Source organism: Novosphingobium aquimarinum (assembly GCF_009746585.1).
In the GTDB taxonomy this organism is placed as follows: Bacteria; Pseudomonadota; Alphaproteobacteria; order Sphingomonadales; family Sphingomonadaceae; genus Novosphingobium; species Novosphingobium aquimarinum.
Genome location: NZ_WRPO01000003.1, coordinates 270,571 through 288,501 on the forward strand (window position 1 = coordinate 270,571; position 17,931 = coordinate 288,501).

General features: G+C 65.7%; 15 protein-coding genes and 1 tRNA gene. All 16 read right to left on the reverse strand.

Annotated features, from left to right (window positions below):
- Positions 1-100: 100 nt before the first annotated feature.
- Positions 101-176 (reverse strand) — tRNA-Ala (locus tag GQO94_RS05290).
- Positions 177-312: 136 nt separating this feature from the next.
- Positions 313-1,029, reverse strand: coding sequence for a hypothetical protein (locus GQO94_RS05295; protein WP_156840118.1), 717 nt, complete (start codon positions 1,027-1,029; stop codon positions 313-315).
- A gap of 124 nt (positions 1,030-1,153) precedes the next feature.
- Complete coding sequence (locus GQO94_RS05300; protein ID WP_156840119.1) at positions 1,154-1,900, reverse strand: Bax inhibitor-1/YccA family protein; 747 nt, start codon at positions 1,898-1,900, stop codon at positions 1,154-1,156.
- 120 nt (positions 1,901-2,020) lie between these two features.
- A complete protein-coding gene (gene proC / locus GQO94_RS05305) occupies positions 2,021-2,827 on the reverse strand; it encodes a pyrroline-5-carboxylate reductase (protein ID WP_156840120.1) in 807 nt (268 codons plus the stop codon).
- Positions 2,828-2,879: 52 nt separating this feature from the next.
- Positions 2,880-3,386, reverse strand: a complete 507-nt coding sequence (locus tag GQO94_RS05310; RefSeq protein ID WP_156840121.1) for a type III secretion system chaperone family protein — start codon at positions 3,384-3,386, stop codon at positions 2,880-2,882.
- A 148-nt stretch (positions 3,387-3,534) separates the two neighbouring features.
- On the reverse strand, positions 3,535-5,490 hold the full coding sequence (locus GQO94_RS05315; protein WP_232332785.1) for an SPOR domain-containing protein: 1,956 nt from the start codon (positions 5,488-5,490) through the stop codon (positions 3,535-3,537).
- 306 nt (positions 5,491-5,796) lie between these two features.
- Complete coding sequence (ftsZ, locus tag GQO94_RS05320; protein WP_156840122.1) at positions 5,797-7,437, reverse strand: cell division protein FtsZ; 1,641 nt, start codon at positions 7,435-7,437, stop codon at positions 5,797-5,799.
- Positions 7,438-7,606: 169 nt separating this feature from the next.
- A complete protein-coding gene (gene ftsA, locus GQO94_RS05325; RefSeq protein WP_156840123.1) occupies positions 7,607-8,884 on the reverse strand; it encodes a cell division protein FtsA in 1,278 nt (425 codons plus the stop codon).
- Complete coding sequence (locus GQO94_RS05330; RefSeq protein ID WP_156840124.1) at positions 8,884-9,816, reverse strand: cell division protein FtsQ/DivIB; 933 nt, start codon at positions 9,814-9,816, stop codon at positions 8,884-8,886. The genes ftsA and GQO94_RS05330 overlap by 1 nt, the downstream gene beginning before the upstream one ends.
- Positions 9,813-10,775, reverse strand: a complete 963-nt coding sequence (locus GQO94_RS05335; protein WP_156840125.1) for a D-alanine--D-alanine ligase — start codon at positions 10,773-10,775, stop codon at positions 9,813-9,815. Before GQO94_RS05335 ends, GQO94_RS05330 begins: the two co-directional genes overlap by 4 nt.
- Positions 10,772-11,686: a UDP-N-acetylmuramate dehydrogenase gene (gene murB / locus GQO94_RS05340; RefSeq protein ID WP_408636587.1), complete on the reverse strand. Its 915-nt coding sequence runs from the start codon at positions 11,684-11,686 to the stop codon at positions 10,772-10,774. The genes GQO94_RS05335 and murB overlap by 4 nt, the downstream gene beginning before the upstream one ends.
- Positions 11,683-13,092, reverse strand: a complete 1,410-nt coding sequence (gene murC, locus GQO94_RS05345; protein WP_156840126.1) for a UDP-N-acetylmuramate--L-alanine ligase — start codon at positions 13,090-13,092, stop codon at positions 11,683-11,685. Before murC ends, murB begins: the two co-directional genes overlap by 4 nt.
- Positions 13,089-14,270, reverse strand: coding sequence for an undecaprenyldiphospho-muramoylpentapeptide beta-N-acetylglucosaminyltransferase (murG, locus tag GQO94_RS05350; RefSeq protein ID WP_156840127.1), 1,182 nt, complete (start codon positions 14,268-14,270; stop codon positions 13,089-13,091). The genes murC and murG overlap by 4 nt, the downstream gene beginning before the upstream one ends.
- On the reverse strand, positions 14,267-15,484 hold the full coding sequence (locus tag GQO94_RS05355) for a peptidoglycan glycosyltransferase FtsW (protein ID WP_156840128.1): 1,218 nt from the start codon (positions 15,482-15,484) through the stop codon (positions 14,267-14,269). The genes murG and GQO94_RS05355 overlap by 4 nt, the downstream gene beginning before the upstream one ends.
- Positions 15,484-16,839 (reverse strand): UDP-N-acetylmuramoyl-L-alanine--D-glutamate ligase, encoded by a 1,356-nt coding sequence (gene murD / locus GQO94_RS05360; protein ID WP_156840129.1) that lies wholly within the window; start codon positions 16,837-16,839, stop codon positions 15,484-15,486. The genes GQO94_RS05355 and murD overlap by 1 nt, the downstream gene beginning before the upstream one ends.
- Positions 16,840-16,849: 10 nt before the next feature.
- The gene (gene mraY / locus GQO94_RS05365) at positions 16,850-17,920 is read right to left on the reverse strand and encodes a phospho-N-acetylmuramoyl-pentapeptide-transferase (protein WP_156840130.1); all 1,071 of its coding nucleotides are present in this window, start codon (positions 17,918-17,920) and stop codon (positions 16,850-16,852) included.
- Between the last annotated feature and the right edge of the window lie 11 nt (positions 17,921-17,931).

Sequence of the window (17,931 nt, forward strand, 5' to 3'; positions counted from 1 at the left end):
CGGGCCTCGGGACCGGCCGGCAGCGACCATTCGGCTGGTGCCCAACGGTCGCAAGGGGCGCTACCGTTCGCGGACCGGGATGGGGCGGAAGGCAACATGCTGGTGGAGCCGAGGGGGATCGAACCCCTGACCTCGTCATTGCGAACGACGCGCTCTCCCATCTGAGCTACGGCCCCGTTCCAGCAATCGCGCGAAGCGGCGTCTCGAAGAGTGCCCCGCGTCGCGAGCGGCCCCCTTAGCGAGTTGGCCGCGCGCATGAAAGAACAATTTTGCGCTGCCGATACTCCGCGCAAAATCCAAATGTCGCCGCTATCAGCTTCCGGCGGGCTGCGACACAGTCTCGCTGGCCATCGGAGCCATGACCGGCATCGGTTCGCCGGCGCCGTAGCGTGCATCCCAGGCCTGCAGGTCGGCCCGGTATTGGTCGTAACTGTTGAAGAACTCGCGGAACGGGGTGTCGAACTTTTCGAGCCCGGTGACCGCGAAGGTTTCCAGCTGGCCCTCGGGCAGCGTCAGCAGCTCATTCGAGACTTGCAGAGCCGCATTGCAGAAGGCGGGTATCACCGGCGGAAGCGCGAAATAGTTGTAGACCTGGGTCTGGTACGTCTCACGCTCGCGAATGTAGGCCTTGCTTCCGAAATTCTCGCGGAAGGACTTGTCGAGGTCCTTGTTCACGGTGTTCAGCGCCTTCTTGTGTTTCGTGAGAAACGCGCTGTAGCCGGGAAGGATCGGCGCGAATTGCGGGTCCATGCAGTTGAGCGCCGCGACGTTGTAGGCCGAACGCAAGTTCCAGATGGCTTGCGCCGTCGACAAGTTGCTGTTGACCGTAGCACGCATGCCGTCCGGGCCGAGCGGCGGGATCGTCAGATTCGGCGCAGCTCCCAACGGCGGGGTCGGGCGCGGCGGAATGGTCACGACCGGCGGCGGCGGCGGCGGCGGGGGCGCCGGCGTGGAACAGCCGGCGAGCGCGATTACCGCGGCTGACGCCAACCCGCACAAACTGGTGCGAAGCGAGGGAAACCTGATCAACGAACCTCTCCGAAAGAGCATTGCCGGATCGTTTAACGTCCTGCCTCGACAAAGGAAATGCCCGGCGCGACGAATCGCACCGGGCATGCTTATTACTGTGGAAGCCTTAGTGCAGGCCAAGCAATCAGTCGCGGCTACCGGTCAGTGCCAGCAGGAACTGGAACATGTTGATGAAGTCCAGATACAGGCTGAGCGCGCCCAGAACGATGGCCTTGCCCATGAAATCGGACCCGCGCAGCTGATAGTACTGCTGCTTGAGGCGCTGCGTATCGTAAGCCGTAAGGCCCGCGAAGATAAGCACGCCGAGCACAGAGACAGCCAGCTGCAGAATGGTCGACTGCAGGAAGATATTGACCACCATCGCGACCAGGATCCCGATCACACCCATGATCAGGAAGGAACCCATGCCCGACAGGTCCTTCTTCGTGGTGTAGCCGACCAGGCTAAGACCAGCGAAGGCGGCCGCAGTGGCAAAGAACGTCGTGGCGATCGACTGGCCGGTGTAGACCAGGAAGATCGTCGACATCGACAAGCCCATCAGCGTCGCGAAGCCCCAGAACATCGCCTGAAGCGTGGCGGTGCTGAACTTCATCGCGCCGAAGCTCATGGCCATGACGATAGCAAGCGGGGACAGGATGATGACCCAGCTCAGCAGTCCGCCGTTCATCATGATCGACGCGGCCATGCCCGAACGGGCGAACAGCAGCGCGACCACCCCGGTCAGCAGCACACCTGAGGCCATGTAATTGTAGATCGACAGCATGTATTTGCGAAGACCAGCGTCATAGCCGGCGCGATCCGCGACGCGTCCACCCAGGCTAGGAGACGCTCCGAAGCCCGAGCGGGGCTGAGGGTCGTTCCAATTCGCCATGTTTCCTAAACTCCCTATTCCGGCTCCTTGCGCCCAATGCGCGCCGGTCAAGTGCAATATCGGTGCAAGGAGCTAAGGATTCAAGAAAAACCGGTGCTCACGCATTTGTTTCAAATTGTATCATGCTTCGCGCGCGGCGGCCGCCATTTCGGCATTGCGGTCGCGAGCGGCCTGCAAGGTGCGCGCCAGCAGTTCAGCAAGCGCTTGATCGGCGTCAAGCACGTCGAGCCCAGCGCGGGTCGACCCGCCCGGGCTGGCGACACGATCGGCAAGAGTGGCCGGCGAATCCGGTGACTGCGCGGCCAGCATCGCGGCCCCTTCGGCCATCGCCAGCGCCAGTCTTTGCGACTGGTCGGCAGGCAAACCAAGCTGCGCGGCTCCGGCCGCCAGCGCATCGATGAAACGATAGACGAACCCCGGCCCGCACCCGGCCAATGCGGTGACGGCATCGAACAGCGCTTCGCTCTCGATCCATTCCGGCGTCCCGAGCGGCGCCATCAGGCGGGTTACGGCATCGCGAAGCGCGTCGTCGTCGTCCCGTCCGACCAGCGCGATCGGCGAGCGGCCGATCCCGGCAGCCAGATTGGGCATGATCCGCACGATCGCGCGCGCGGCAAACCGGCGAGCGAGGCTTGCGAGTTCGACACCGGCGAGAATCGAGAACAGCACCGTGTCGGGTCCGGTCGCGAGACCGATTTGCGGCGCGAGATCGTCGAGCATCTGGGGCTTGATGCCGAGCATCACCACATCGAAGCGGCGATCGGCCGGCACGTCGCGGAGCAGCGTAACGCCTTCGGGCACGCTCTCACGCTGCGGATCGACCACGGTGAAGCGCGCCGGATCGACATTGCCGGCAAGCCAGCCCTCGAGCATCGCTCCGCCCATGTTGCCACAGCCTAAGATCAGAATGTCGTGAAGAGGATCCATGCGCTCTCGCCTAACCGCGCCAGACTGCCTTGCCAACCGCGAAGCCGCGCGATCAGGCTTCGCCGGCGGCGTCCACCAGTGCGGCGGCCAGAGCTTCCTTCGGCGTCTTGTCGCCCCACAGGATGAACTGGAACACCGGATAGAAGCGATCGCATTCCTCGATCGCGGTCTCGACGATCATCTGCGCCTGCGACGGGCCGAGCAATCCATCGTCGCCGAGCATCAGCCCATGGCGATAGAGCACCACGCCGCCGTTCGACCAGACATCGAAATGGCCGAGCCAAAGCTGTTCGTTGACCAGCGCCAACGCCTCGAACACGGCGGCGCGCTTGGCGTCCGCCACGCGAATGTCGGGCAGGCAAAGCAATTGCAGGACGTGATCTTCGGGCCGCCAGATCGCCTGAAACTGGTAGGTCGCCCACCCGCCCTTGATCTCGGCCGAGATCTCATCGTCGCTGATGAACTCGAACTCCCACTCGCGCGCCTCGAACAGCGATGCGAGCATTTCGACCGGCGCCAGATCATCGTCCTGCTCGATGTTGCTCTGCACTACTCTCATAACCGCTCATCGTCCCCTCGGCTCGAGCGACTGAATGCGGTGTGATGGGGGTGTCGCACAATGCGGCCGTGGTTAAGCTCTGAGCATAACTTGATAACCCTGTTCACAGCGTGTGGAAAAGGGCCAAGCCGATCGGAACGCACCGGATTCACTCCTTGCCCAGCTTGTCGACGACCTGACCGGCCGGGCTGGTCCAGACGAAAGCCCCGGAAAACCCTTCTTTCGCTGCATCGTTTAAAAACGCCTTCGCCGCCTTCTGGCTGTCGAAGGGACCGGCCAGAATGCGATTGGTCCGGCCCATTTCGCTGATGTGCGGCTGCTGGCCCTTGAACAGGGCAGCGCTGGACCGGGTCCACTTGCGCCAGTCGTATTCGATCGCCTTGGTGTCGCGACCGATACCGAGCTGCACCCAGATGCGGCTCGGGTGGCTGGGCGGCGCGGGCTTGGCCTTCTTCGCTTCGGCCGACTTCTTAGCGTCGGCGGCCTTCTTCGCCTCCGCCGCTTTCTGCGCTTCGGCGGCCTTGGCGGCGGCGACCTCGGCCGGATCGGGTTCGGGTGCGGGCCGCGCGGGTTCGATCTTGCGCATGTCGACCGCCCCCGAAATCGGCGCGACTTGCGTCGAGGGCCGGCCCAGATCGGCAAAGACTTCCGAGAGCGAGACCTTTTCGCCCGCTCCCGCCACTGGCGTCGTTGCAACGGAACCGGTCGAACTCGGGGAAGTTGCCGACGCCACCGTGCCCATCTGCGTGACTGCCGGAGCGGTCGAAGACGGCGCGGGCGGCCTTCCTTCCGCGGAGTCGAGAATGTTCGCAGGCGAGGGAATGTCCCGCGCCGCCGGTTGCGCAGCAGTCGCCGTGGCCGCACCGGGCATCTTCGCCAGATCGAAACCGGGGCCGGCCGTGCTGGTCGCCGGTGCCATCGCGATCTGGCGCGCGGGGGACGATGCGTTGGTGGGTGCCGGCGCAGGCGTCGATGCCGTAGTCGTCGGCTGTGGCGCAGGCGTCGCCTGGGCCATTCGCTGAACCGGAGTGGGCGCTGGCGAGGCAGCCGGTTTCGGCGCGGGCGCCGGGGTTGGGGTTGGGGTTGGTGCTTGCGTTGGCGTGTTCGCGACGGCGGCTTGGCGAACGGGTGTCGAGCGGGCATCGTCGACCGGCGGCAGTTCGCCCGTCGTACGCTCGATGGTCGGCTTCGGATCGGGCGGCGCGACTCGCTCCTTCGCGGCTGTGCGCGCAGCCTTGGCGGTGTTGCGCGAGCGGCTTTCCGCGTTGCCCAAGGCCTGACCCTGCGGCACCAGCGCCTTGTCCGCCGCCGCCAGAGCCGGGCGTTGCGGCATGCTGCGTTGATACGCGGCGATCTTCGCATCGTCGCGACCGATTTCCGATGCGCGCGGGAACTTGCCGAGAATCACCGCCGCTGCTTGTTGCGCCGGAGTCAGACGAGGCATGTAACGCAAGTACGGCGCCACACTCTCGGCCAGTTCGGACGGCAGGATCGTGTTGGAGATCTTCACCGCTTCCTTGGTGTCGCCCAGGATCGCGAGCGTGAACGCGCGCGTGCGCCAGGCCGGTTTGTCCTGCTTGCGCAGCAAGGGCATGAGCGTCTCTTCGCTGCCCTTCGCATCGCCGCCGATCGCTTGACTGATCGCCATGCGCAGCCGCAGCTGGTCGTCCATTTCAGCCTTCGCCGCAATCGCGTACTGCGCCTGAGCCCGGGCGGTGTCTCCCACCAGATCATAGGCCAACGCCTTGTCCGCCGCGATGCTGACCGGAGTGGCGCCGGCACGGATCGCTTCATCGAACAGCGGAAAGGCCGCCACCGGATTGCCTTGCAGGACCATGGCCGAGGCCATTCCCGCCTTCACTTTGGCATTGCCGCCCGACATCTGGTCGGCACGGCGGAAGAAACCAAGCGCGGCTTCGGGATCACCCATCGCGCTCGCCGCTTCACCGGCCTCGATCAGAGCATCGACATTGCGGGGGTCGCGCGCCAGAGTTCCCAAGGCGGCGTTGAGGCGCAACGCTTCGCGGCTCGGCAGGGGCTGGACGACTTCGCGGGCCAGAGCTCCAGGCACCATCGGCGCGGCGAACACCAGCGCCAGAGCCATGGCGGTCCAGCTCGACCGCCTCCTCCCGAAGTTCCTCGCTTGCATCAATTTGTCGTCGCTTCCTGCCATCCTGTCAGAGCGGGTGCATCAAGCCGGCCATTTCAATTTCAATCCGGGCGACACCGGCCCGAGTCCGGGTCGCTCATAAACCGCATGGCGCCGGGACACAAAGCAAGCCTCGCCTGCGCCACTCTTGCGGGGGTGCGGGCCTACGCTGCCCCGAGCCGAATATCGCGGTGCATGATGGCAGATGAACCGTCGACGAACGAAAGGGGGTGGGCCGGACCCAGCCCCTTTCGCGCAAGCTTACTGGTTGTTCTGGCGACCAAGGAACCGCGGAATGCTGATCGATCCGCTGTCTTCTTCCTGCTCGGGCTCCGATTCGGCGGGGCGGGCACTGCGCGAAAGATTGGCCATGCGCTCGAACAAGGTGCTTCCCGATGCCGAGGGCGCGGGTTGCGGCTGCGCCTCGGCCGCCTTGGTTTCCGACTGCCCGCCGAGCAGCGAACGGCGCCGGCCAGCCAGCGGCGTTACCGGGCCATCTTCCTTGGCCAGTCGATCGGCATTGAGCAGCAGTTCGTCGGAGGAACCCTTGTCCTTGGTATCCTGCGAAGCCTTGGCTGCGTCGATTTGCTCGAAGCCGAGTTCGGTCGGCTCGCCCCGTCCACGATCAAGGCTGCCGTAACTGCCATTGCCGGAGTCATCGCCGTCACTGCCAGCCTCTTCGGCGAACGAGACTTCCTCGTTGCTGCCAAGCTCGAGTTCGCCAGACGCATCGTCGTCGCCCCGCGCCTCGACGGATTCGTCGAGGTCGAGCGGTTCCTCGTCGGCGGGTTCCGACGCCGGCGCGGCCCCGCGCGGCCCGCGCTCGAACAAGGGCTGCGCATCGCCCGGGCCTGTGGTCGAGGCAGCAGGACGCATCGGTCCGCGCGCCGCCATACCAAGGTTGACCGGGCGAGAGGCCTGCTCGGCCTGCTCGGCGCTCTGCTCGATGCCGGTCGCGACAACGGAGACGCGGATCTTGCCCTGAAGATCGGGATTGAACGCCGAGCCCCAGATGATGTTGGCATCCGAATCGACGAGTTCGCGAATGTGGTTCGCGGCTTCATCGACTTCGAGCAGCTTCATGTCGTCGCCGCCGATGATCGAGATGATCACGCCCTTGGCACCCTGCATCGAAACGCCGTCGAGCAGCGGATTGGCGATCGCTCGCTCCGCCGCTTCGAGCGCGCGGTTCGGGCCGTCGCCCTCACCGGTACCCATCATCGCCTTGCCCATCTCGCCCATCACCGAGCGGACGTCGGCAAAGTCGAGGTTGATCAGGCCCGGCATGACCATGAGGTCGGTGATCGAGCGTACGCCTTGCTGCAGCACTTCGTCGGCCAGCTGGAAGGCTTCCTTGAAGGTCGTCTCGGCCTTCGCGACCAGGAACAGGTTCTGGTTGGGAATGACGATGAGCGTATCGACTTCCTTCTGCAGCTCCTCGATGCCCGATTCCGCCGCACGCATGCGGCGCGTGCCCTCGAACAGGAACGGCTTGGTCACGACGCCCACGGTCAGCACGCCCTTCTCGCGCGCGGCCTTGGCGATGATCGGCGCAGCGCCCGTGCCCGTGCCGCCGCCCATGCCGGCAGCGATGAAGCACATGTGCACACCGTCGAGCAGACGCTCGATTTCGGGCAGCGTTTCCTCGGCGGCGGCTCGGCCGACTTCGGGGCGCGAACCGGCACCCAGCCCTTGCGTGATGTCCGGACCGAGTTGCACGCGATTTTCCGCGACCGCGTTGTTCAGCGCCTGGGCATCGGTGTTGGCCACGACGAAATCGACGCCTTCGATCTCCGCTTCGATCATGTTGGCGATGGCGTTGCCACCCGCGCCACCGACGCCGAAGACGACAATCCGCGGGCGCAGTTCGTCGATGGCCGGCGGTCCGATATTAATGCTCATCTTGCTCTCCTCGCACGAACCCGCGCGCAAATTCCTTAACCGCGATTGATTGCACGAGCCGACTCGCCGAACCAAGGCGGGGCTCCTCGTTGTCCACAGCCGACGACTGCTTTTAGCGTCCTGAGAAAGCCGATGTTCCGCCCGGCCATGGTAAAGGATCGCGACACTCTCAGAAATATTCCTTCAACGCTTGGAATACACGGTTCACCACGCTGCGGCCGGGCCGGATCGCGGTCTGGTGCTTGTAGCCGAGTCGGCGGATATCGACCGGATCCTCAGCCGCATAGAGCATCAGCCCGGCAAGCGTGGCGAAGCCCGGCTTCACATGCGCCTCGGCGAGACCGGGAAGCTGCGGCGTGCTGCCGATGCGCACCGGACGGCCCAGCGCGGCCTGCGCATAGTCGGCAAGTCCGACGAGTTCCGAGCCGCCACCGGTAAACACCACTTGCTTGCCGCGCTGGTCCAGCGTGCGCAGTTCCTTCAGCGCCTTGCCCACTTCTTCCATGAGATGGCCCAGCTGATGCGTGATGACGCCGATCAGTTCGGCACGCGGGATGCGGTTCTTCTCGTCCGCATGGCGCGCGATGGGGCCCATCCCTTCCTCGCCCGGCGCGTTGACCGGAATCATTTCGCGGTGATCGTGCGGGCTGGCGATGGCCGAGCCGTTGACGCACTTCAGCCGCTCGGCCTGCGAGGAGCGGATCCCGAAGGCGGAGGTGATGGCGTCGGTGATGTCGTTCGATCCCATCGGGATCACCGTCATCCCGCGAAGCAGGCCTTGCGAATAGACCGCGACATTGGTGACTTCGGCGCCGAATTCGATCAGCGCCACGCCAAGGTCGCGCTCTTCGGGCGAAAGGCAGGCATGGCCTGCCGCGATCGGCGAGGCGACCACGGCTTCGACTTCGAGATGCGCGTTCTGCACCGCCTCGGTCAGGTTGCGGATCGGTGCGCCGTCGGCGAGCATGACGTGAATGTTCACGCCCAATCGCTCGGCGTGGAGGCCGCAAGGGTTGGCGACGCCGTGCGCGCCATCGAGCCGGTATTGCGCGGGCTGCGCGTGCAGCACCATGCGCCCGTCGGGCCGGATCGCGTCGCGCGCGGCGACGAGCAACTGATCGATGTCGTCCTGCTCGATCCGCCGGCCGTTCATCTCGGTATCGACTTCGACCACCTGGCTGGCGAGGCCCGCGCCCGCACAGCCGACCCAGACGCTTTGCACGCTCTGGTTCGCCATGCGTTCGGCGCGATCGATCGCGTCGCGGATCGCGTGCGTCGCGGCCTGCATGTTGGTGACGTAGCCGCGCTTGATGCCTTCGGCGGCGCGGTGGCTCGATCCGAGCACGACCATGTCGCCCAGTTCGGTGATCCCGGCGACGATCGCCGAGACTCGAAACGAGCCGAGATTGACCGCGCCGATGACGCGAACGATACGGGGAGCTCCCATCAGTCCGTTTCCTCCAAGGTCCGTCCCGAACCCGCCGCCAGGGCCGCTTCCAGCTTGGCGCGGTCGGGAATGCGCAGATAGACGCGGTCCTTGCCGCGCATGTCGACGACTTTGACCGGCCCGCCGAGCAGGCGATTGGTACCATCGAGCCGGGCGAAGGAGACCAGCGCCGAGCTCGAACGCTCGTCCCCTTCGGGCAGCGCCAGCACTTGCCCTGTCTTGAACGTGAGGTTCCAGCGGCGATTGCCGATCCATTCCGCCTCGCGCACCCGCGGAGTCAGCGCCGGGGCCGCTGCGAGCAGATGCGCAAGCGCCTTCACCTGCTGGCCGGCGCCCAGCCCCGAGACGATCAAGCGCCCTTCCGCGGCGCGGCGGCTGATCGGCTCGAGCTCGTGCCCGGTGTCGTCGATCAGCACGAAGTGGTCGGCCTTGCGCAGCACCGCATGCGGCTCGCGCTCGACGATGTCGATCACCAGGGTATCGGGCAATTGGCGCGAGACTCGCGCGTCCTTCACCCACGACAGCGCCAGCAGTTGCTCCCGCAGCCCTTCGAGATCGACCAGCGGCATCGCCCGGTTCTGTTCGACCAGCGCCCGCTCGTAGACTTGCAATTCGTTGAGGTGCTCGACGCCCTGCACTTCGATGTGGACGACTTCGAAACCCGCGTCGGAAGCGATCGTGGCGATCTGCTTTTCCGCCATGGCGGGAACGCCCGCCATCACTGCCGCGATCCACGCGATCGAGACCATCGCGCCCAGAACCACCGCAAGCACGATGCGGTGCAGCGTCTGGTCCGAGAACGGCAGCATCGCCATCACGCTGTCGAGCGCCGAACCCGTTTTCGCCTTGGCGTTGCGGACCTTGCGCTGCTTGCCTTCCGCCGCGATCGCCTTGCGCGCGGTGGTTGGCTTGCGACGGTTCTTCTGGCTCATCCGGCGCCCTCCCGCTCCTGCTTCGCGGCCGCGTCGGCCAGCGCTTCGGCGATGATCGCCTCGACAAGGTCGGGATACTCCATGCCACAGGCCTTCGCCTGTTCGGGCACGAGGCTGAGCGGAGTCATGCCCGGCTGGGTGTTGGTTTCAAGGAGGAACAGGCCCTCGACGCCTTGCGTATCGTCCCAGCGGAAGTCGGAACGACTCGTGCCGCGACAGCCGAGCAGGCGATGCGCCTGCAGCGCGAGGTCCTTGCAGGCCTGCGCGATCTCGTCGGGGATCTCTGCCGGGCAGACATGCTCGGTCATGCCGTCGGTATATTTGGAATCGAAGTCGTAAAAGCCGGACTTGGGCCGCAACTCGGTGACCAGCAAGGCGCGGTCACCTATGACCGCCGTCGTCAGCTCGCGCCCGCGAATGTAGGGCTCGGCAAGCAGCCGGTCGAATTCCTGCCAGGGGCCGGCGGCATCGGGCCGGATCGGATTCCCGTAATTGCTTTCGTCGGTGACGATGGCGACGCCCACCGATGAGCCTTCATTGACGGGCTTGAGCACATAAGGGCGCGGCAACGGATCGCGCTCGTAGAGTTCGGCACTCTCGACGATGCGGCCGCCCGGCATTGGCACGCCGTGAGGCACGAGCGCCTGCTTGGTCAGTTCCTTGTCGATCGCGATCACCGAGGTGGCGAGGCCCGAGTGCGTGTAGACGAGGCCCATCAGGTCCATCATCCCCTGCACCGTGCCATCCTCGCCCGGCGCGCCATGCAGCGCGTTGAACACGACATCGGGCGCGATCTCGGCCAGTCGCAGCGCGACGTCCCGCTTCATGTCGATGCGCGTGACCTTGTGGCCCTTGCTCTCCAGCGCCTCGGCCACGCCTTCGCCGCTCATCATCGAGACCGGCCGCTCGTTCGACCACCCGCCCATCAGCACCGCGACGTGAAGGTTCGGAAGCGTCATGCGCGGCCCACTCTCTTGATTTCCCATTCCAGTTCGACGCCCGAGGTCTCTCGCACCCGGCGGCGGACGTCCTCGCCCAGCGCCTCGATGTCCGTGCTGGTGGCATCGCCGGTGTTGATGAGGAAGTTGGTGTGCTTCTCGCTCACTTGCGCGCCGCCGAGCGTCAGACCGCGGCAGCCGGCTGCGTCGACCAGTTGCCAGGCCTTGTGACCATCGGGGTTCTTGAAGGTAGACCCGCCGGTCTTGCTCCGTAACGGCTGCGAGGCTTCGCGGCTCGCGGCGATGCGATCCATTTCGGCCTGGATGGCTGCAAGTTCGCCGGGCTCGCCTCGGAACCGCGCGGCGACGACGATCGCGCCCTCGGGCAGCGCGGAGTGGCGGTAGCGGTATTCGAGATCGGCCGACGCTAAAGTGACGACCTCGCCCGAACGCAGCACGACGTCGCAATCGACGAGCACGTCCTTCACTTCGCGACCGTAAGCGCCGCCGTTCATCCGTACGAAGCCGCCGACCGTGCCGGGGATCGAGCGCAGGAACTCCACGCCGGCAATCCCAGCGTCGCGCGCGGTCGAGGACACGAGAATGCCCGAAGCCCCGCCGCCGCATTCGAGGGTGGTTTCGTCGAGCGCGCTGACTTTGGCGAAGGGCTTGCCCAGCCGCACCACCACGCCCGGCACGCCCCCGTCGCGGACAATCAGGTTCGAACCGAGGCCCAACGCCATGACCGGCGTGGCGGGGTCGAGATCGCGCAGGAAGGCGGCGAGGTCATCCGCGTCCTTCGGTTCGAACAGCCAGTCGGCCGCGCCGCCGGACTTGAACCAGACCAGCGGGGCGAGCGGCGCGTCGGGCGTCAGCTTTCCGGCGACCGGCGGCAGCGTATGGGCTTCGCGAGCTTCGAGCCGCGCCATCATGCCGCCACCCGCTCCGCAATCGCGGAGGCAAGGCCGGCCGCCCACTTGGTGATGTCCCCTGCCCCGAGGCAGACGATCATGTCGCCGGGGCCGACCGTGTCCGCAAGTGCCTGGGCCAGTTCAGCCGGACCGGCGACCGTGTGCGCCTCGCGATGTCCGCGCGCCTTCAGGCCATCGACCAGAGCGGCGGCATCGACACCCGCGATGGGATCTTCCCCCGCCGCATAGACCGGCGCGATGTAGACCGCGTCGGCATCGTTGAACGCGGTCTGGAACTCGCCCATCAGATCGCGCAGGCGGGTGTAGCGGTGCGGTTGAGCCACCGCGATCACGCGCCCGGTCACGCCTTCGCGCGCTGCGGCCAGCACGGCGCGGATCTCGACCGGGTGATGGCCGTAATCGTCGATCACGACCGCGCCGTTTACCTCACCGACTCGCGTGAAGCGGCGCTTGACCCCGTCGAATTTGGCAAACCCGGTGCACACGATCGTTTCGGGGCAGCCCATCTCGACCGCCACCGCGACGGCTGCCAGCGCGTTCTGCACGTTATGACGGCCCGGCATCGGCATCTCGATACCCTCGATCCGGCGCGAGGACCCGTCGCGCTCGCGGATCGCGACATCGAAGCGGTTGCCACCTGGGATCGGCGTCACGTTCTCGCCGCGCACATCGGCCTGCGCGGAAAAACCATAAGTGATGACCCGGCGGTCGCGCACCTTCGAGATCACCGCCTGCACTTCGGGATGATCGATGCACAGGATGGCTGCGCCGTAGAACGGCACGTTCTCGATGAACTCGACGAAGGCGTCCTTGACCGCTTCGAAGCTGCCATAATGATCGAGGTGCTCGGGATCGATGTTGGTGACGACCGCGATGGTGCCGTCAAGCCGCAAGAATGAACCGTCGCTTTCGTCCGCCTCGACCACCATCCAGTCGCTCTCGCCCAGCCGCGCGTTCGAGCCGTAGGCGTTGATGATGCCGCCGTTGATGACCGTGGGATCGACGCCGCCGGCTTCGAGCACGCAGGCGACCATCGAGGTCGTGGTGGTCTTCCCGTGGGTCCCGGCCACCGCGACAGTGTTCTTGAGCCGCATCAGTTCGGCCAGCATCTCGGCGCGGCGCACCACCGGAATGCGCGCTTCGAGCGCGGCGCGCACTTCGGGGTTGTCGCGCTTGACCGCCGTCGAGGTTACGACCACGGCACAGCCAGAGACATTGGCCGCATCGTGACCAATCAGCACCTTGATGCCGCGGTCGCGCAGGCCCTCGACGACATAGCTTTCGGCAATGTCGGAGCCCTGCACGTCGTATCCGAGATTGTGCATGACTTCGGCGATGCCCGACATGCCGATCCCGCCGATCCCGACGAAATGCACTTTGCCGATATCGGTGGCAACGCCCTTCATTCGGCACTCTCCAGCGCCAGGGCTTCCTTGCCCGCCTTCACCGAAGAGCCCTGCACCCGGATCACGTCCATCAGCGGCTCGCCACCGAAGCTCTCGACGAGATCGGCGAGGTCGGCGGCGGCATTCGGATAGCCGCAGTTCCATGCGGCGTGCGCGGCGTTGGCGAGAGTCTCGGGATGTTGCGCCATCGCTTGAATCTGCTTGGCGAGTTCGACTGCAGTGAACTTCTCCTGCCGGATCGATCGTGCACCGCCCGCCGCGACGATCTCGCGCGTGTTCGCGGCCTGATGGTCGTCGGTCGCGATCGGCAGTGGAATGAGGATCGCGGGGCGACCGACAGCCGTGAGTTCGGCGATGGTCGAAGCGCCCGCACGACCGATGAACAAGTGCGCGTCGGCCAGGCGTTCCTGCATATCCTCGAAATAGGTCGCGAGTTCGGCCGGGATGCCATGCGTCGCATAGCGTTCGCGCACCGCGTCGATGTCTTCCGGGCGGCACTGCTGGATGACCTGCAGACGCGAGCGCAGCGCCGGAGGGAGCATTGCCAGCCCGTCGGGCACGACTTGGCTGAGCACGCGCGCGCCCTGGCTGCCGCCGGTCACCAGAATGCGGAACAGGCTGTCTGCGGTGAAGGCGGGAAACGGCTTGTCGCGCAGATCGAGCACATCCGCGCGCACCGGATTGCCGACCAGCGTGACCTTGTCCGCGAGCCGGGGCGACAGGCGATCCACCTCGGCGCAGGATGTCGCGATGGCATCCACGCGCGATGCGAAGCGGCGATTGACGCGGCCCAGCACCGCATTCTGTTCGTGCAGCACGGTCGGGATCTTCACGGAACGCGCTGCCAGCATGGTAGGCAGCGCAGGATAACCGCCAAAGCCCACGACCGCGGACGGCTCGAAGGTCTCGAACAGGCGCAGCGCCATCGCGCGGCCTTCCCACACACCTTTCGCGCCGCGCAGCCAGCCGAGCGGGTTCTTGCCGGCAATTCGGCCCTCGGGCAGGATATGGGCCGGCAGGAAATCGGGCTTTCCGGGGATCGCCGCACCGCGCGTATCGGTGATCAGCGCGACGTGGTGCCCGCGCGCATCGAGCTCGGTCGCAAGCGCGAAAGCGGGAATGAGATGGCCGCCGGTTCCCCCCGCGGCGAGAACGTAGTGGCGGCTGACGGCAGTCATCGGGAGTCTCCCAGTTCGCTGAGCACGAGGCGCTCACCCTGGATAAACGGATTTCTGCGCGTGATGGCCAGTAGCAATCCGATCGTAATGCCGGTCGCCAGCGTCGAGGAGCCGCCGTAGCTGATCAGCGGCAGGGTCATGCCCTTGGACGGAAAGAGCTGCAGGTTGACGAGAATGTTGATGAAGGCCTGCCCGCCGATTTGCGCGGCGAAACCCGTCGCGGCGTAGACGGTGAACAAGTCCTCTTCGCGCATCTGGCGCAGGATGATGCGCAGCACCAGGACGATATACAGCACCACCACCACGGCGCAGGCGAGCAGTCCGAATTCCTCGCCGATCACCGAGAAGATGTAGTCCGTATGCGCTTCGGGCAGCGCCAGCTTGCGCTCGCCCATCCAGAAGCCACGGCCCATCCAGCCCCCGTTGAGCAAAGTCTTTTTGGCGAGATCGACCTGGTCGAACGCCGAACCGCCGCCCAGGAAGCTGTCGATGCGACGCTGTGCGTTCTCATAGAAGAAGTAGGTGACGATCACGCCGATCACGCCGCCCACGCCGGCAATCGTGATACGGCGCATGTCGATGCCCGTCAGCAACACCAGGACGAACCAGGTTCCGCACAGCAAGATCGTGGTGCCGAAGTCCGGCTGCAGCATGAGCAGCCCGGCGACCAGCGCGAGGATGAGGAAGGTCACGCCGAGCATCGGCAATTCCTCGTCCCGGACCTTGAGTGACAGCAGCCATCCCAGCAGGATCGGAAACCCGCACTTCAGAAACGAGGAGGGCTGAAGCGAGAGACCGAGATTCAGCCAGCGCCGCGCACCGTTCACTTCGAAGCCGAGGAACGGCACCAGCGCGAGCGCCAGAATCATGCTGCAGGCCAACAGGATGCCGAGGCGACGCGCGACGTCCTTGCGCAACGTGGAGGCCGCGAGCATCGCTGCCAGCGCGACGATTTGCCAGCGCAAGTGCAGATAGAAGAAGTGTAGATCGTCCAGGGACTTGCTGGATGTCGAAAGGCGGCGGGCACTCGCCGGGGAGCCCGCGGCCACGCTCACCGAGCCGATCACCATCAGGATCACCGCGAGCAGCAGGACGCCGCGATCGATTTCCTGCCACCAGATCTGCAGCGAATTGCGCCGACCGCGCCGATAATGCGCGGGCGGGAGCGATCGGTGGGTGGGCTGAAAGCCGGATGGGGGGGCTTGCGTTGCCATCAATCCTGGTCCTCGCCCTTGTCGTCCACCGCCATCAGCGCTTCGACGATTTGCCGGAAGGCATCGCCGCGCGCTTCGAAATCGCGGAACTGGTCGAAGCTGGCGCAAGCGGGAGACAGCATCACGATCTCGCCCGGTCGCGCGGCAGCCATCGCTTCGCGGATCGCTTCGGCCATCATCTCGCTACGGTGAACCTCAGTATAGGGTTCGAGCAGATCGGCAAATGCGGGGCCGGCATCGCCGATCGTGTAGGCCGCCGCGACATTGCCGAAGAACGGCTCGCACTCCCCGAGATCCTCGCCCTTGGGCAGTCCGCCGACGATCCAATGGATGCGCGGCTTCGGCCCCTGCGCGCCCTCGACCGGCGGAAAGGCGGCCAGCGCAGGTGCGGCGGAGGCCGGATTGGTGGCCTTGCTATCGTTGATGTAGAGGACGCCGTCCTTTTCGGCGACCCGCTCCATGCGGTGCGGCAGGCCGCGAAACGTGGTGAGCGCGCGCTCGTACTGCTGGGGCTTGACCCCCAGCGCCTCGACAATGGCGATCGCCACGGCGGCGTTTTGCAGGTTGTGCGGACCTTGCAGCGAAGGCCATTGCTTTTGCTGCTCGACCAAGGCCGCGCCGTCGACTTGATGGAAGCGGCCCGGATCATGGCGCGTGCTTTCGCTTGCCGCGATCGACGCCGTCTCGCTGTCACCCATGCCGAAGATCGCATCGTGCCCGGGCGATTGCATGGTGAACAGCCGGGCCTTCGAAGCGACGTAGCTCTCGAACCCGTCGTATCGATCGAGGTGATCGGGCGTGATGTTGAGCAGTGCGGCGACATCGCAATCGAGCGAGCGGGTGATGTCGATCTGATAGCTCGACAGTTCGAGCACGTAGACGCCGCCCTCGGGCAGCGGTTGCTGCGCCAGAATCGGGATGCCGATATTGCCGCCGATGCACACGGCGACACCTGCCTCGACGAGCAGGTGCTCGACCAGCGAGGTCGTGGTCGACTTGCCGTTGGTCCCGGTAATGCCGACGACGCGATGCGGCGGCAGATGGCTTCGGGCCTGCGCGAAAATCTCGATGTCGCCGATGATCGGAACGCCGGCATTCGCGGCGGCGGCGGCAATCGGATGGCGATTGAGCGGAATGCCCGGCGACACGATCACGCCTTCGCATCCCGAAAGATCGGCCGAGACCGGATCGGCCAGTTCGATGCGGCCGTCGAACAGCTGGCGCGGCTCCTCGCGATTGTCCCAGGCGATGACTTCGGCCCCGCTCGCCAGCAGCGTCTCGGCCACGGCCGCGCCCGAGCGGGCGAGACCGAGGACCGCGTAGCGTTTGCCGGCAAAGACGGGAGACGTGATCATCGCCCGCCGCTCACCGCAGCTTGAGCGTGGAAAGGCCGATCACCGCGAGCACGATCGAGATGATCCAGAAGCGGATGACCACGGTCGATTCGGCCCAACCAAGCTGCTCGAAGTGGTGATGGATCGGCGCCATGCGGAACACGCGCTTGCCCGTCCGCTTGAAGAAGAACACCTGAATGATGACCGAGGCCGCTTCGAGCACGAACAGCCCCCCGACGATGGCCAGCACGATCTCGTGATGGGCCGACACGGCGATGGCGCCCAGCGCGCCGCCGAGGGCCAGGCTGCCGGTATCGCCCATGAAAATCGCGGCGGGGGGCGCATTGAACCACAGGAACGCGAGCCCTGCCCCGACGATGCCCGCGCACAAGATCGCCAGTTCGCCCGCGCCGGGAACGTGCGGGATCCCGAGATAGCCGGCATAGTCCACGCGGCCTGCGAGATAGGCGATGATCGCAAAAGTGCCGGCGGCGACGATCACGGGAAAGGTCGCGAGGCCATCGAGCCCGTCGGTCAGGTTCACCGCATTGCCCGCACCGACGATCACGAACGCCGCGAACACGTAGTAGAACGGGCCCAACGGGATCGCCCGGCCACTCAGGAACGGCACGTAGAGGTTGGTGTTGAGCTGGCCGACGATGATCCACGCCGCCACGCCCGCAACGGCGAATTCCATCAGCAGCCGCGTCCTCCCCGACACGCCCTTGTGGCTGCCTTTCGTGACCTTGTCGAAATCGTCGAGGAATCCGATCAGACCGAACCCGACAGTGACGGCCAGACAGGCCAGCACGAACGGGTTCATCAGGTCCATCCACAGCAGCATCGCGGCGATGAACGAGGTCAGGATCATCAGCCCCCCCATCGTCGGCGTGCCGCGCTTGGCCAGGTGGGTCTTGGGTCCGTCCTCGCGGATCGGCTGGCCCTTGCCTTGCCGAACCCGGAGCATGTTGATGAAACGCGGGCCGATGAGCAGCCCGATGACGAGCGCCGTCATCAGCGCCCCGCCGGAACGGAACGACTGGTATCTGAAGAGGTTCGCAAGCCCCCCGTAATTCAGCCAATCTGCGATTAGGTAAAGCATCGTTCGAGGAC